General features: G+C 65.8%; 18 protein-coding genes. All 18 read left to right on the plus strand.

The features are described from left to right. Positions 1-210 precede the first annotated feature (210 nt). On the plus strand, positions 211-672 hold the full coding sequence (locus ACYVG8_RS08075; RefSeq protein ID WP_460745354.1) for a sigma-70 RNA polymerase sigma factor region 4 domain-containing protein: 462 nt from the start codon (positions 211-213) through the stop codon (positions 670-672). Positions 673-1,003: 331 nt separating this feature from the next. Further along, a complete protein-coding gene (locus ACYVG8_RS08080) occupies positions 1,004-1,657 on the plus strand; it encodes a hypothetical protein (protein WP_460745355.1) in 654 nt (217 codons plus the stop codon). Next, positions 1,569-3,518 carry a phage terminase large subunit family protein gene (locus ACYVG8_RS08085; RefSeq protein ID WP_460745356.1) on the plus strand — a complete coding sequence of 650 codons (1,950 nt, stop codon included), beginning with the start codon at positions 1,569-1,571 and terminating at the stop codon, positions 3,516-3,518. Before ACYVG8_RS08080 ends, ACYVG8_RS08085 begins: the two co-directional genes overlap by 89 nt. A 1-nt stretch (position 3,519) precedes the next feature. Further along, positions 3,520-3,744: a gpW family head-tail joining protein gene (gene gpW, locus ACYVG8_RS08090; RefSeq protein WP_107890102.1), complete on the plus strand. Its 225-nt coding sequence runs from the start codon at positions 3,520-3,522 to the stop codon at positions 3,742-3,744. Continuing rightward, a complete protein-coding gene (locus ACYVG8_RS08095; protein WP_460745357.1) occupies positions 3,744-5,231 on the plus strand; it encodes a phage portal protein in 1,488 nt (495 codons plus the stop codon). The genes gpW and ACYVG8_RS08095 overlap by 1 nt, the downstream gene beginning before the upstream one ends. Then, positions 5,228-6,397 carry a head maturation protease, ClpP-related gene (locus ACYVG8_RS08100; RefSeq protein ID WP_460745358.1) on the plus strand — a complete coding sequence of 390 codons (1,170 nt, stop codon included), beginning with the start codon at positions 5,228-5,230 and terminating at the stop codon, positions 6,395-6,397. The genes ACYVG8_RS08095 and ACYVG8_RS08100 overlap by 4 nt, the downstream gene beginning before the upstream one ends. Next, positions 6,397-6,744, plus strand: a complete 348-nt coding sequence (locus ACYVG8_RS08105; RefSeq protein WP_460745359.1) for a head decoration protein — start codon at positions 6,397-6,399, stop codon at positions 6,742-6,744. Before ACYVG8_RS08100 ends, ACYVG8_RS08105 begins: the two co-directional genes overlap by 1 nt. Before the next feature lie 63 nt (positions 6,745-6,807). Next, complete coding sequence (locus ACYVG8_RS08110; protein ID WP_315383314.1) at positions 6,808-7,803, plus strand: major capsid protein; 996 nt, start codon at positions 6,808-6,810, stop codon at positions 7,801-7,803. Position 7,804: 1 nt separating this feature from the next. Beyond that, complete coding sequence (locus ACYVG8_RS08115) at positions 7,805-8,116, plus strand: head-tail joining protein (protein WP_107890097.1); 312 nt, start codon at positions 7,805-7,807, stop codon at positions 8,114-8,116. Continuing rightward, positions 8,113-8,664: a hypothetical protein gene (locus tag ACYVG8_RS08120; RefSeq protein ID WP_107890096.1), complete on the plus strand. Its 552-nt coding sequence runs from the start codon at positions 8,113-8,115 to the stop codon at positions 8,662-8,664. The genes ACYVG8_RS08115 and ACYVG8_RS08120 overlap by 4 nt, the downstream gene beginning before the upstream one ends. Next, a complete protein-coding gene (locus ACYVG8_RS08125) occupies positions 8,661-9,149 on the plus strand; it encodes a hypothetical protein (RefSeq protein WP_460745360.1) in 489 nt (162 codons plus the stop codon). The genes ACYVG8_RS08120 and ACYVG8_RS08125 overlap by 4 nt, the downstream gene beginning before the upstream one ends. After that, entirely contained in the window at positions 9,146-9,766 is a 621-nt protein-coding gene (locus ACYVG8_RS08130; RefSeq protein ID WP_460745361.1) for a phage baseplate assembly protein V, read from the plus strand. Before ACYVG8_RS08125 ends, ACYVG8_RS08130 begins: the two co-directional genes overlap by 4 nt. A gap of 43 nt (positions 9,767-9,809) precedes the next feature. Beyond that, positions 9,810-10,016 carry a hypothetical protein gene (locus ACYVG8_RS08135; RefSeq protein ID WP_460745362.1) on the plus strand — a complete coding sequence of 69 codons (207 nt, stop codon included), beginning with the start codon at positions 9,810-9,812 and terminating at the stop codon, positions 10,014-10,016. A 2-nt stretch (positions 10,017-10,018) separates the two neighbouring features. Next, positions 10,019-10,351: a GPW/gp25 family protein gene (locus tag ACYVG8_RS08140; RefSeq protein ID WP_460745363.1), complete on the plus strand. Its 333-nt coding sequence runs from the start codon at positions 10,019-10,021 to the stop codon at positions 10,349-10,351. Further along, positions 10,348-11,241 (plus strand): baseplate assembly protein, encoded by an 894-nt coding sequence (locus tag ACYVG8_RS08145; RefSeq protein ID WP_460745364.1) that lies wholly within the window; start codon positions 10,348-10,350, stop codon positions 11,239-11,241. The genes ACYVG8_RS08140 and ACYVG8_RS08145 overlap by 4 nt, the downstream gene beginning before the upstream one ends. Continuing rightward, positions 11,234-12,346: a phage tail protein I gene (locus ACYVG8_RS08150; RefSeq protein WP_460745365.1), complete on the plus strand. Its 1,113-nt coding sequence runs from the start codon at positions 11,234-11,236 to the stop codon at positions 12,344-12,346. The genes ACYVG8_RS08145 and ACYVG8_RS08150 overlap by 8 nt, the downstream gene beginning before the upstream one ends. Next, positions 12,346-12,708, plus strand: coding sequence for a hypothetical protein (locus tag ACYVG8_RS08155; RefSeq protein ID WP_028500631.1), 363 nt, complete (start codon positions 12,346-12,348; stop codon positions 12,706-12,708). The genes ACYVG8_RS08150 and ACYVG8_RS08155 overlap by 1 nt, the downstream gene beginning before the upstream one ends. 8 nt (positions 12,709-12,716) lie before the next feature. Then, positions 12,717-12,900: hypothetical protein (locus ACYVG8_RS08160; RefSeq protein WP_460745367.1), on the plus strand; the 184-nt coding region annotated here is incomplete at its 3' end.

The following is a 12,900-nucleotide window of genomic DNA, read 5'->3' on the forward strand; positions in this document are numbered from 1 at the left end:
CTCTTCAGTTTTTTCCCCATGCGCGAGCAATACCGGAAATTGCGTCACATGCATCACAAACCCGCATGGTTGTTAGATTCTCTACATCACACTGAACATCACATTCCAGATATTTGCATCACAAACTGGAAGAGTTACATCACAAGACAATAAAACGGCTGGCATTGACTGGCCGAAGGGGATCACAGGGGCAGATTCATCAGGGGATTGATGATGAAGCAAGTGATCGACGTGGTCGGGGTTCGCCCCGGCAAGATGGTGCCCTGGATCGACCGGCTGCTGGAAAAGTGGGCTCGCTGGTCAACCGCCCAGGGCTGGCATGGTGGTGGTAGCGGGGTGTCCAGCCTGCTGCTGACCGACCATGTCGAAATCGACCATGCAGTCCGGCTGCGCGACAGCCCGTCGGACCTGATGATCGACATTGACCAGGCGGTGTCCTGCCTGCCGGATGAATTGCGCGATGTGGTGCGCGAGCGTTACGAGCGAGGCGGTCGACCGGAAGACAAGGCGAGGGCGCTCGGTATCTCGCGCCGCACGTTTGAATACCGGGTCGGCAAGGTCCACATGGCACTGCAGGCGGCGCTGGATGTGGGGCCTGCCAATGTCGATGTGCTGCGGGTCCGCTGGTATGCCAAGCGGCGCGGCGTGGGTGAAATACGATTCGCAGCGTGAAATGTTGACGTTGACTTTGCGCTGAAGTACCATGAATCCGCTAGCTTAAAGAAGCTGCGTCCAGCCGAAGCCCGATCCTTGCAGGTCGGGCTTTTTCGTGGCCGCACGTTAAGTCAGACGGCGGGGCAAGCAGGGCCGAAGCCACGGAATCCCCAGCAAATGCAGGGGGTTACGGCACCATGCCTGCCCCGGCTCGCCGGATCGGCCGGGGACCCTGACCCCCTTGTCCCACTTACGCGGCTGGGGACGCGCGATTTTTTTCTAGCGGCTGGGTCTGGAAGTTAGTGAAATTTCACTCCAGTGAAATCCAGTCAAATCCGGTGAAAGAGCCATGGCCCAATACCTCAGCAAATCCGGCTTTGCCGCCAGTCAGGGCTGGTCACCCAGCTATGTGACCAAGCTGCTGACCAGTGGGCGGCTGGTGCTGGCGCCGGACGGCAAGCGGGTGGATGTGGATGCCACGCTGTCCCGAATCGGCAAGACCGCCGACCCGGCCAAGGCTGGCGTGCAGAAGCGCCATGAGCAGCACCGGATTCAGCGCGATGTCTACGGGAGCCTCAACCCCGGTACATCGAGCAGTGGCGGGAACGGGAACGAAAACGACTTCCACCACAACCGTGCCGAGAAAGAAAAGCACCTGGCCCGGCTCGCCAAGATTGAGGCCGACAAGGCCGAGGCGATGACGGTTGACCGGCAGGGTGTCCATGACGCGGCCTACCGCTATTCGCGGCTGCTGCGCGACACCCTGCTGGGGCTGCCACGGCAGATCTCCAGCGACCTGGCGGCGATCACCGATCCGTGGGAACTCGAACAGGTGCTGACCGCCAGACTGCGCCAGTCGCTGAATGACATGGCCCGGATTGGCGCCGACGACCTGAAGAAAGTGACCCCCGACCATGTACGCCAGCGGATTTACCGCCTACCGGGACGGCTTCTCTGCGGGCCTGACCCCGGACCCGGCCCTGTGGGTGGACGAATGGGCTGACGAATACCAGCGCATCCCGACCGATGTCGGTGCTGCTGAGCCGGGCAAATACCGGACCGATCGCACACCCTACGCACGGGAGGTCATGCGCTGCCTGTCCCCCAGTCACCCCTGCCGACGCGTGGTGGTGATGGGCGCATCGCAGATGCTCAAGACTCAGGTGTTCCTGAACTGGATGGGAGCGCTGATCCACATGGCGCCGGGCAATATCCTGGCGCTGGAACCCAGCCTGAACCTGGCGAAGCGCCTGTCCGGCCGCATCAGCAAGACCATCGACGCCGTGCCGGTGCTGCAGGGCAAGGTGGCCGCACCGCGCAGCCGCGACAGCAAGAACACGATTGACACCAAGGAATACGCCGGCGGATCGCTGTACATCACCACCGCCGGCAGCGCCGCCAACCTGGCGGAAATCGCCGCCCGCTATCTGTACGGCGACGAGATTGACCGATGGGAACGCAACCTCAATGGCGAGGGCGATCCGATCAAGATGTTCGAGAACCGGGCGACGACGTTCGGCCACAACGGGAAAATCTACTACTCCAGCTCGCCAACCATCGACGGGGCGAGCCTGATCAAGGAGCTGCACGACAAGGGCGATCAACGCCGCTACTTCGTGCCGTGCCCGCACTGCGGGGAAATGCAGGTGCTGGAGATCACGCAACTGCGCTGGTCGGTGGATGGCCAGTCCGTCATCTGCGCCTGTTCCGCATGCGGCGGCCTGTTTGCCGAGCACCACAAGACCCGGATGCTGGAGTCCGGCGAATGGCGGGCAACCGCCAAGGGCGACGGGCAGACCATCTCGTTCCACATCGACGCCATGTACATGCCGCTCGGCTGGCTGTCGTGGACCGAACTGCTGACGCAGCATGAGGAAGCCATGGTCGCCCTGAAGGCCGGCAACCCGGAGCCGATGCAGGTGTTCTACAACACCCGGCTGGCGAAAGTCTGGGACAACACCCAGGAGCGAACCAAGGCCAAAGAGCTGCAGGACCGCGCCGAGGACTACGCGCTGCGCAGCATTCCGTCGGGCGTGCTGGTGCTGACGGCTGCCGTTGACACCCAGGACAACCGGCTGGAACTGAAGGTCATGGGCTGGGGGATCGGGCTGGAAAGCTGGGTCATTGACCATCGCGTCCTGATGGGCGACCCGGCCGAACAGGCGACATGGGATGCCCTCGACGAGCAGTTGCTGGCCGAGTTTACCCACCCGAGCGGCCGCACCATGACCATCAAGGCCACGGCCATTGACTCTGGTGGCCACCACGCGCAGGAGGTGTATCAGTTCTGCCGGCTGCGACGCTGGCGCAACGTCCTGGCCATCAAGGGGGCGAGCAAACAGGGGAAGCCGGTGCTGGCCCAGCGTGCCAGCAAAGTCGACATCAACTGGCGTGGGCAGACGGAAAAGAACGGCTGCGAACTGTGGATGATCGGTACCGACACCGCCAAGGACTGGCTGACCAATCGCTACCGGCTGCTCGACGGGCCGGGCGCCATCCACTTCTCCCGTGACCTGCCGGAAGACTACTTCGAGCAACTGACGGTGGAGCGGAAGATTGTCCGCTTTGTGAAAGGCTACAAAAAAACCGAATGGGTCAAACCGAAGGCGGCGCGTAACGAAGCCTTCGACCTGGCCGTTTACAACCTGAGCATGGCGCACTACCTCGGCCTGGCGAAGTTCCAGCCAGCCGACTGGGAGAAGTTGCAGCTCCAGTACGCCCAGACCGGCCTATTCGACAGCCAGCCTCCCGGCCAGCCAGCACCGGCCACCCCCGCAAGACCAGACCCCGCCCCGGCGGGGTCTGTCGTTTCTCACCCTGCACCGCGACGGCTGACCCGTAGCGGCTACCTGAACCGGAGATAGCATGGCCTTCATCGCTGCCGACCTGACTGCCATTGACGCGGCGCTGCTGAACCTTGCCAACGGCGAACGGGTCACCGAGGTGCGTTTTTCCGACCGGACCGTCCGTTACGAGTCGGCCAACATGAATGACCTGCTGAAACTGCGGCAGAGCATCCAGGCCGAAGCCGGCCAGCAGCCGGGGCGCTCGCGCCAGATCCGGCTGTTCCGTAGCGGCAGGGGGATCTGATGGCCGGATTTACCACCCTCAGCCGGGCCGGTTTCCTGCTGCCGACCCGGCTGAAGAACAGCTACGACGGCGCCGGCCACCGCCAGCGTGCCCATGACTGGAAATCGTCGTCGGCCGGACCGGCGGCGATCAGTGCCGGCAGCATCGCCACCCTGCGCAACCGGGCCCGTGACGCGACCCGCAACGACCCGTATGCGTTTGGCGGCGTCGACCGGCTGGTGTCCAACACCATCGGCAGCGGCATCATGCCCAAGTCCCGCCACCCGGAAGCCGGCGTCCGGGTGGCGCTGCAGGAACTGTGGGACGACTGGAGCGCCGAATCGGACGCCGACGGCGTGCTGGATTTCTATGGCCAGCAGGCGCTGGTGGCGCGTGCCGTGTACGAGAGCGGCGAATGTTTCGTCCGCCTGCGGATGCGGTCCCTCAGCGACGGCCTGGCCGTGCCGCTGCAACTGCAGGTGCTGGAAAGCGAATTCGTCCCGGCCGAAAAAAACGGCCTGGCCCAGAACGGCAACCGCATCCGCCAGGGCATCGAGTTCGACCCCGGCGGACAACGCGTTGCGTACTGGATGTACAGCAGCCACCCAGGCGAACGCAGCATCGGCGGCGACTTCAATGCCCTGCAGCGGGTACCGGCCAGCCAGGTCATCCATGTGTATGAGCCGACCCGGCCGGGCCAGCTGCGCGGCGTAACCAGCCTGGCGCCGGTGCTGCTGCGACTGCGCACACTCGATGCATTCGACGACGCCGTGCTCTACCGGCAGGAGATGGCCAACCTGTTCGCAGGATTCATCAAGAAGCCGACCCCGGAGTCCGGCGGCCCGCTGGCCGACCCGACACTGCCCACCCAGCCGGCCGGCTTCGCGCCGATGGTCGGGCTGGAACCCGGCACCATGCAGGAACTGATGCCTGGGGAAGAAATCGAGTTCAGCGATCCGCCGGATGGCGGCAACAACTACCCGGATTTCATGCGCCAGCAACTGCAGGCGATCGCCGTCGGCTTCGGTCTGCCCTACGAGATCCTGACCGGCGACCTGCGCGGCGTGAACGACCGTGTGATCCGCGTGGTGCTCAACGAGTTCCGACGCCGGATCGAGCAGCGCCAGTTCGGCGTGTTCGTCCACCAGCTGTGCCGCCCGGTGCGCGATGCCTGGACCCGCAACGCCGTGCTGAGCGGCGCCCTGGACCTGCCCGGATTCGCCGGTGCACCGCGCCCCTACCTGCGCACGCGCTGGGTGCCGCAGGGCTGGGCCTACCTGCACCCGGTGCAGGACGTGCAGGCGAAAAAACTCGAAGTGCGCGCCGGCTTCACCTCGCGTTCGGCCGTCATCCTCGGCCGCGGCGAAGATCCGGAAGTCGTGGATGCCGAAATCGCCGCCGACAACGCGCGTGCCGACGCCATGGGCCTGAGTTTCGACAGCGACAGCCGCCTGCGCGACGAACAGGGCGAAATTATCGAAGACACTCGCAAGGAAGAACCCGCATGACCACGACACACCGCATTCTTGCCAGCGCCGGCGGACCGCCGCCGCAGGCCGACGGCGACGGACGCTGGTACGAAATCCGCGCCGCGGCCGACGCCGGCGGCAAAACCACCGGTATCGACATCTATCTGTATGACGACATCGGTTACTACGGCATCCGCGCTGTGCATTTCCTGCGCGAACTGCAGGCGATTGACGACGGCGTGTCGCCGATCACCGTCTGCATCAACAGCCTCGGTGGCGACGTGTTCGAGGGCATCGCCATCCACAACACGCTCAAGCGGCTTGGCAACCGGGTCACCGCCCGCATTGACGGCGTGGCCGCCCGCATTGACGGCGTGGCCGCCAGCATTGCCAGCGTGATCGCCGTCGGCGCCCACCAGGTCATCATGCCGGCCAACACCATGCTGATGATTCACAACCCGTGGGCCTGGACCTGCGGCGAGGCTGACGAGCTGCGCGAAACCGCCGACATGATGGACAAGGTGCGGGCCAGCCTGCTGCGCTGCTACCTCGACAAGGCGCCGGGGCTCAGCGAGGCTGATCTGGTCCATATGATGGACGACACCACCTGGCTGACCGCACAGGAATCGGTGGCACTGGGGCTGGCGGACGTGATTGCCGACACGGTGCAGATCCTCGCCAGCGCCAGCCAGCACACGCGGCTGGCCCGGATGCAGAACGCGCCGGCTGCACTGCTGTCGGCGGTGGCCGTCACCCCGCCTGCACCCGCCCCGGTCGCCAGCACGCCACCGGCACAGCCCCCCGCATCGGCCGACCCGGTCGCGCTGGCAAAACTGGCCGCCACGCTGTGCAACAGCGCCGGCCTGTCGGCGCTGACCGACTTCATCGTCCAGCAAAGCGCGCTGGCCGATGAGGCGACGATTCGCCAGCACGTCGACCAGGCCGTCGCCGTGCGCGATCTGTGCGTCGTGGCAAAACTGCCCGACCTGGCCGATGGCTACATCCGCGCCGGGCTCGATCAGGACGCCGTTCGCAGCAAGCTGTTCAACAAGTTGCTGGCACTGGACGGTGCCGACATCGACAACAGCCTGCCGCCCGAAGACGAGCACCGTACGCCCGGCAACGGGCTGAACCCGAAATCGATTTACGCCAGTCGCAAGGCCGCCCAGGCCACGGCACGGCACCAACCCCGGAAAGGGCAGTGATGACCATTTTGACCCAGGCGGCACGTGCCGCCGAATTCGTCGTGTCGGTTGACGACCATCTTTCCACCGATACCGTCACCCTGGCGGCCGGTCCGGCGCTGCCGCCTGGCCAGTTGCTGGCCTACGACCCGACCGCGAAAAGCTTCCTGCCGTACCCGGTCGCACAGGTCGAAGGCCACGACCCGCTGCCGGCTGCCGCCGTGTTGTGGGCACCGCAACCGGAACGCAGCGTTGATGCCCCGGTCACGGCCGTGACCCGCCTCGCAGCGGTTCACGGTGAACTGCTGACCGGCCTCGATGCCGCAGCGCAGGCTGCCTTGATGGCGCACCTCATCATCGTGCGCTGATTCCCGCCACACCGATCATCCAGCCCCGCCCGCGTGCGGGGCTTCTTCTTTCCGGAGTCCGTCATGCCCAGCATCGACATTTTCAACGACGACGCGTTCTCGCTGTCCAGCCTGACCGCCGCCATCAACGAGCAGCCGCACCAGCCCGGCCGCCTGTCCGCCCTCGGCGTGTTCGAGGAAGAGGGCATTACCACCACCACGGTGCAGATCGAGAAGGACGGCGACACACTGGCGCTGGTCCCTGCCGGGCAGCGTGGCAGCACTGGCGTCGTGGTTGGCGGCTCTCGCCGACAACTGATCCCGTTCAACACCATCCACCTGCCGCAGACCGCCACCATCATGGCCGACGAAATTCAGGGCCTGCGCGCCTTCGGCAGCGAAACCGAACTGGAGTCGGTGCAGACCGTGGTCAACAAGCGGCTGGCGAAATTCCGCCGCCAGCTCGATGCCACGATTGAATACCACCGCATCGGCGCGCTGCGCGGCCTGATCCTCGACGCCGACGGCAGCAGCGTGCTGCTCGACCTGTACCAGACGTTCGGCCTGAAAAAAACCGTCATCGACTTTGAGCTGGGCAAGGACGACACCCACCTGCGCAGCAAGTGCCTGGAACTGCAGGAAGCGATCGAGGACGCGCTCGGCGCGGCGACCTTTACCGGTGTGCGGGTCGAGTGCGGCAAAACCTTCTGGGCCAGGTTGCTGGCACTGCCGTCGTTCGAGGCCACCTATCTGAACAGCGAGCTGGCTGCCGCCCTGCGTGGCGAGCCGCGTGAAGCCATCGAGTTCGGCGGCTGCGTGTTCGAGCGCTATCGCGGCAAGGTCGGTGACAAGTCCTTCATCCCCGACGACCGTGCCATCGCCTACCCGGAAGGGGTTGCCGACCTGTTCATCACCCGCTTTGCCCCAGGCGACTACATGGACACCGTCAACACAAACGGCCTGCCGTACTACTCCAGCCAGGAAATCATGAAGCACGGCAAGGGCGTGGAACTGGAAGGCCAGTCCAATCCGCTGAACCTGTGCACGCGCCCGCGTGCCTGCATCGAACTGAAAGCCTGATATGGACTTCCGCGCACTGAGCGACCGCATGGACCGGGAAATCTTCAACCGGCTCGGCGATGCGGTCCGGATCGACGGCCGCCCGGTGCGCGGCATGTTCGCCGCACCGTGGCTGCAACCGCAGATGGGCAGGCTGAACACCAGCCTCCGAGAGCCGATGCTGACTGTCCGCGATGCGGACGCAGTCAGCGTGGCCAGGGACATGCTGGTTGAAGTGCCGGGCGAGGGGGAATTCGTGGTGGTCAATATCGAGCCGGACGGCACCGGGGATACGGTGCTGGTGCTGCGCCGGCCGAAGAGGGAAACGCGATGATCGACGTCAAGATCGACTTTGACGATGCCGCGTTCGGCTTGCTGAGCCGGCGCCTGACCCCCGCCGCGCTGCTGGCCGCGACCCGGCGTGCTGTGCGCAAGACCGCGTTGTGGGTGCGTACGCACCTGCTCAGACGGCTGCGCGATCATGACATCCGGCGCAAGGTCATCATTCACCGCATCAGGCTGTACAACAAAAACTGGCGCAACGGTGAAGGCGGTGGCCCAGCTGTCAAAGTCTGGTTTGGTATTGATGCGATCAACGCCGACACGCTGGCAAAGCCCAGGAAAGATGCGGGCGGCTATTGGGTCAAGGACTTTTATTTCCCGGGGGCCTTTGTGCCGACGATTAACCCGAAGTTCAAAGGAAAACTCTACAGCCGGACAACCCGGAAAAGACTGCCGTTCCAGCGGGAAAAGATCGAAATCGAAGCGGCCGCCAATGACGCTTTCAACCAGATCGTCGACCAGATTCCCGGCCGCCTGCAGGAACTGATGCGGCAGGAACTCAACTACGAAGTCGAAAAAATGCTGGGGCGCGCACGATGATTATTGACGACCTGCACACCGCGATCGAAACGCAACTGGCAGCCATGCTGCCGGACATCGATGTCCGTTTCTACCCGCAACTGGATGATGGCGAGCGGGTGTCGCTGCCGATGCTGGCGCTGGAACTCAGCGGCTTCGATGACGATGCACCGCCCGGTAACAGCCAGCTGGCGCTGCTCGCGCGCTTCGAGGCGCGGCTGGTGATGGACCCGAACGAGGCGGATTGCGACCGCCTGCTGCCGGCCATGGCGGCAGCGATCGCCGCCCGCATCCACTTCCAGACCTGGGACCAGCCGGTCGGTCCGGCAAAAATTGGCGACATCGGCCCGGACGGATTCAAGGCCGCGCTGGAGGGATACAGCGTCTGGATGATCGCATGGACCCATGAAATTCATGTCGGCGAAGCGGATGACATCACCGTGCCGGCCGTCGTACCGCGGGCGGTGAGCTGGAACGTCAACGGCGATCAGGTGCCTGCGCCATGAGCTACGCACTGTCCGAAATGGACCGCATGCTGTCCGGGCTGATCCAGCCTGGCAGCGTCGAGGCGGTGCAGCTGAAACCGCCCCGGGTACGGGTCGGCGATGGCGACGGATGGACTTCTGGCTGGGTGCCGTGGCTGGCGCTGGCGGCCGGCAAGGTCCGGCACTGGCGGCCACCGAGCGTCGGCGAACAGGCGATTCTGCTGTGCCCGTCCGGTGAGCCGGCGCAGGGCTTTGCGCTGGTCGGTTTCTACACCGATGCGCTCGGCAGCGACGACCGGCCGGACGTGGTCAGCTGGCTGATGCCGGACGGTGCCGTGATCGAGTACGACCATGCGGCCGGCGCCGCGCTGCTCGATGGCTGCAAAACCGCCACCATCAATGCGGCCGACAGCGTGACGGTGAAATCCGCCCGGGTGCTGCTCGACACGCTGGAGGCAGAGATTACCGGCAACCTGAAAATCGGCGGCGCCCTGTCCCAGGGTGCCGCGGGCGGCGGATCGGCGACCTTTGCCGGCGACGTCAATGCCAGCGGCGACGTCACCGCCGGCGGCATCAGCCTGCAGCAGCATCACCACATCGAACAGGGCGACGGCGCCCCGACCAGCGCCGCACAGTAACCGGAACCCCGCCTCGCGCGGGGTTCATTCTTTGGAGATTCCCATGGCAAGACCCGACACCCCCGCTGTTTTCCGCGACCTGGCCTACCGCTCGCGCACGCTGGTGCTGACCGACGGCCGCACCTTCGCCGTCGAGCGCAGCCGCATCGAGGCCAGCGACCCGGCGCTGATCGCTTTCCTGAGTCAGAACAGCGAATTCGAGCGCCAGCCGCCGAACGCCGTTCCGGCTGAACCGACCGCCGAGGCCTGACCATGGCGCTGACCGGCATGCGCCGTGATACCGGTCGGTTGGTCAGCGGCATCGACCATCTGCGCCAGTCCATCACCGACATCCTGACCACCCCGCTGGGCTCGCGACGGATGCGCCCTGAATACGGTAGCCGACTGCCGCGCATGGTCGACCAGCCGGTTACTGCCGGCTGGATCTCTGCAGCCCAGGCCGAATGTGCTCGCGTCATCGGCCGTTGGGAACCACGGCTGAGGCTGCAGCAGGTGACCATCGCGGCTGTCGTCGATGGCCGCATCAGCCTGCGACTGGCCGGTGAATACCAGGGCGAGGCATTGATTCTGGAGCTGACTGCATGATCGATTTAACCAAACTGCCTCCACCCGACGTGCTGGAGGCACTTGATTACGAGTCCATCTATGCGGGCAAACTGACGCGATTCCAGCGCCTGTATCCGGATTGGAGCGCTGCGCTCGAATCTGACCCGGTGGTTAAACTGCTTGAACTGTCGGCCTACGACGAAATGATGTATCGCGCCCGGGTCAATGATGCGGCCCGATCCGTCATGCTCGCCTACGCCAATGACAGCGATCTCGAGCACCTGTCGGCCCTGCTCGACACCCATCGTCTGCTGGTGACGCCGGCTGACCCGGAGGCCGATCCACCTGTCGAGGCGGTCTACGAATCCAACGATCGCCTGCGCTACCGCGCACAGATGGCGATGGAGGGCACGGCTGCCGCCGGCCCGCGCGATGCTTACCGGGTTCATGCTCTGTCGGCCTCCGGTCGTGTGCGCGATGCCTGGGCAGACCGGCCGGCGCCTGGCGTGGTGCGTGTGACCGTGCTGTCGACCGACGGCGAGGGCGAGGCCGATGCTGCGCTGCTGGCCACCGTGGATGATTATCTGTCGGCCGATGTGCGCCGGCCCTTGAGCGATGATGTGCGCGTCCAGTCCGCCGAAATCGTGCGGTTCACGGTCGATGCGGTTTTGCATGTCGGGGCCGGCCCGGCTGCATCCGTGGTCCGAGATGCGGCCGAACGGGCCGTGTGGGCCTATGTGCGTGCCGAGCAGGACGATGGACGCACGCTGGGTCGGGCGATCACGATGTCGGCGCTGTATGCGGCGCTGCATCAGCCCGGTGTCAGCCGCGTGGACCTGCGCTCGCCGGCGGACACCCTCGACCTGGACCGTACCGAGGCCGCGTACTGCACGGCGGTGACGGTCCGGGTGGAGCAACACGATGACTGAACGCGCGCTGTCCGGCCTGCTGCCGCCGAATCGCACGTCGCTGGAGTCGGCGCTGGTGGATGCCTCGGCCCTCGACGCTGACCCGGGCCCGATTGCCACACTGTGGAGCGCGGACCTGTGTCCGGCACCGCTGCTGCCGTGGCTGGCCTGGGCGCTGTCCGTCGACGAATGGGACGATCACTGGCCTGAGCCGGTACAGCGCGACATGGTGCGCACCAGCATCCTGCTGCATCGGCGCAAAGGCACCGTGTGGTCGGTCAAAACCGCACTGGCGACCATCGGCTACCCGGTGCTGGACCTGATCGAGCAGCACCAGTGGCAGGCCGACTGGCTGGCCGCCGGCGGTCGCATGCTGGACGGCAGTTGGCTGACCGACGGCACGCTGACGCTTGATCCGCCCGACGGGGCGGGGCCGACGCTGAGACGCCGGGCGCTGGCGCACTGGGCCGACTACTCGATCCGCCTCAACGTCGCCGATGGCGAGTGGACGCGCGAGCAGCAGCGCCGCATCCGCGCCACCGCCGCGCGTTATGCGCCGGTGCGGTCGCGGCTGGTCGCCCTGATCACAGCGGTCCGGCTGGAATTCGACGCCCGCATCCGTCTGACCGGCTATCGCGGCCGCGTGCATACCCGCCTCGACCGCTGCCGGCGTCTGAGTGCGCACAACCGCACGACGCTCGACGGCTGCTGGCTGCTCGATGGCGACGACGCCCCGCTGATGCTGGCCGGCTGGCCGCTCGACGGCCGCCGCCTGCACGGACGCACACCGACCGGCCGGCCGCTCAATGCCGGCGCGATGTCGCTGCGCACCCGCCTGCGCCAGCGTATTCGCTCCAGCCTCGGCGGGTCGCGCACACGCACGGTCACGCTCGGCGGCAGGTTCGCCCGGCTCGATGGCCGCACCCGGCTGTCCGAATCCACGCTCGGCGACGGCTGGACGCTCGCCAGTGGCCGCTCGCTGGGCGATGCCACGCTGGACCGCATCGCGGCGCCACGGCTCGACGGCACGTGGCTGCTCGGCGGTGAGACCGGCCAGCCGGGGCTGTGGTTCACCGGCACCCTGACCATTCGCCGTAATGGCATCACCACAACGGAGGCCATCTGATGGCTCAACAGGCTATCGCCGTTTCGCACACGTATCGGCACCAGGTCGCGCTCGCCGCGGCCGCCGGCACCGCCATTCCGAAAACCGCGTGGATGGCATTCGGCCGTAGCGACCGACCGTATGAGCCGGAGACCGATTTCGCGCTCGGCGACGAGTTCGTGCGCGTACCGGTCACGACACAGGTCGACGGCCCGACGCTGATCGCGTCCGGCGTCCTGACCGGCGAGGCTGCCGGGGGCAACACACTGCGCGAGGTCGGCGTGTTCACCGCCGACGGCACGCTGATGGGCCGCCGCGTGCTGGCCCCCAAATCGTTCGAGCCCGACACCGAGTTCGAGGTCGAACTCGTTTTTGAATACTGAGAGGCACCATGACCCAGACCACGCTGACCCCGTCCGACGCCCCGGCGCTGACGACCTCGCTGCCGGCGCTGACCACCGACAGCGTCGCCCACCCGGATACCTGGAATCCGACCCATCAGGCGCTGCTCGACAACGACGCCTATCTGAATGCCACCCTGGCGTCGCTGAGCGACAGCACGGACACCCGCGTCG

It is taken from the genome of Microvirgula curvata (assembly GCF_054781615.1).

Coding starts and splice junctions, on each gene's coding strand:
- ACYVG8_RS08075 (WP_460745354.1), top strand. CDS start 211: ATGATGAAGCAAGTGATCGACGTGGTCGGGGTTCGCCCCGGCAAGATG.
- ACYVG8_RS08080 (WP_460745355.1), top strand. CDS start 1,004: ATGGCCCAATACCTCAGCAAATCCGGCTTTGCCGCCAGTCAGGGCTGG.
- ACYVG8_RS08085 (WP_460745356.1), top strand. CDS start 1,569: ATGTACGCCAGCGGATTTACCGCCTACCGGGACGGCTTCTCTGCGGGC.
- gpW (WP_107890102.1), top strand. CDS start 3,520: ATGGCCTTCATCGCTGCCGACCTGACTGCCATTGACGCGGCGCTGCTG.
- ACYVG8_RS08095 (WP_460745357.1), top strand. CDS start 3,744: ATGGCCGGATTTACCACCCTCAGCCGGGCCGGTTTCCTGCTGCCGACC.
- ACYVG8_RS08100 (WP_460745358.1), top strand. CDS start 5,228: ATGACCACGACACACCGCATTCTTGCCAGCGCCGGCGGACCGCCGCCG.
- ACYVG8_RS08105 (WP_460745359.1), top strand. CDS start 6,397: ATGACCATTTTGACCCAGGCGGCACGTGCCGCCGAATTCGTCGTGTCG.
- ACYVG8_RS08110 (WP_315383314.1), top strand. CDS start 6,808: ATGCCCAGCATCGACATTTTCAACGACGACGCGTTCTCGCTGTCCAGC.
- ACYVG8_RS08115 (WP_107890097.1), top strand. CDS start 7,805: ATGGACTTCCGCGCACTGAGCGACCGCATGGACCGGGAAATCTTCAAC.
- ACYVG8_RS08120 (WP_107890096.1), top strand. CDS start 8,113: ATGATCGACGTCAAGATCGACTTTGACGATGCCGCGTTCGGCTTGCTG.
- ACYVG8_RS08125 (WP_460745360.1), top strand. CDS start 8,661: ATGATTATTGACGACCTGCACACCGCGATCGAAACGCAACTGGCAGCC.
- ACYVG8_RS08130 (WP_460745361.1), top strand. CDS start 9,146: ATGAGCTACGCACTGTCCGAAATGGACCGCATGCTGTCCGGGCTGATC.
- ACYVG8_RS08135 (WP_460745362.1), top strand. CDS start 9,810: ATGGCAAGACCCGACACCCCCGCTGTTTTCCGCGACCTGGCCTACCGC.
- ACYVG8_RS08140 (WP_460745363.1), top strand. CDS start 10,019: ATGGCGCTGACCGGCATGCGCCGTGATACCGGTCGGTTGGTCAGCGGC.
- ACYVG8_RS08145 (WP_460745364.1), top strand. CDS start 10,348: ATGATCGATTTAACCAAACTGCCTCCACCCGACGTGCTGGAGGCACTT.
- ACYVG8_RS08150 (WP_460745365.1), top strand. CDS start 11,234: ATGACTGAACGCGCGCTGTCCGGCCTGCTGCCGCCGAATCGCACGTCG.
- ACYVG8_RS08155 (WP_028500631.1), top strand. CDS start 12,346: ATGGCTCAACAGGCTATCGCCGTTTCGCACACGTATCGGCACCAGGTC.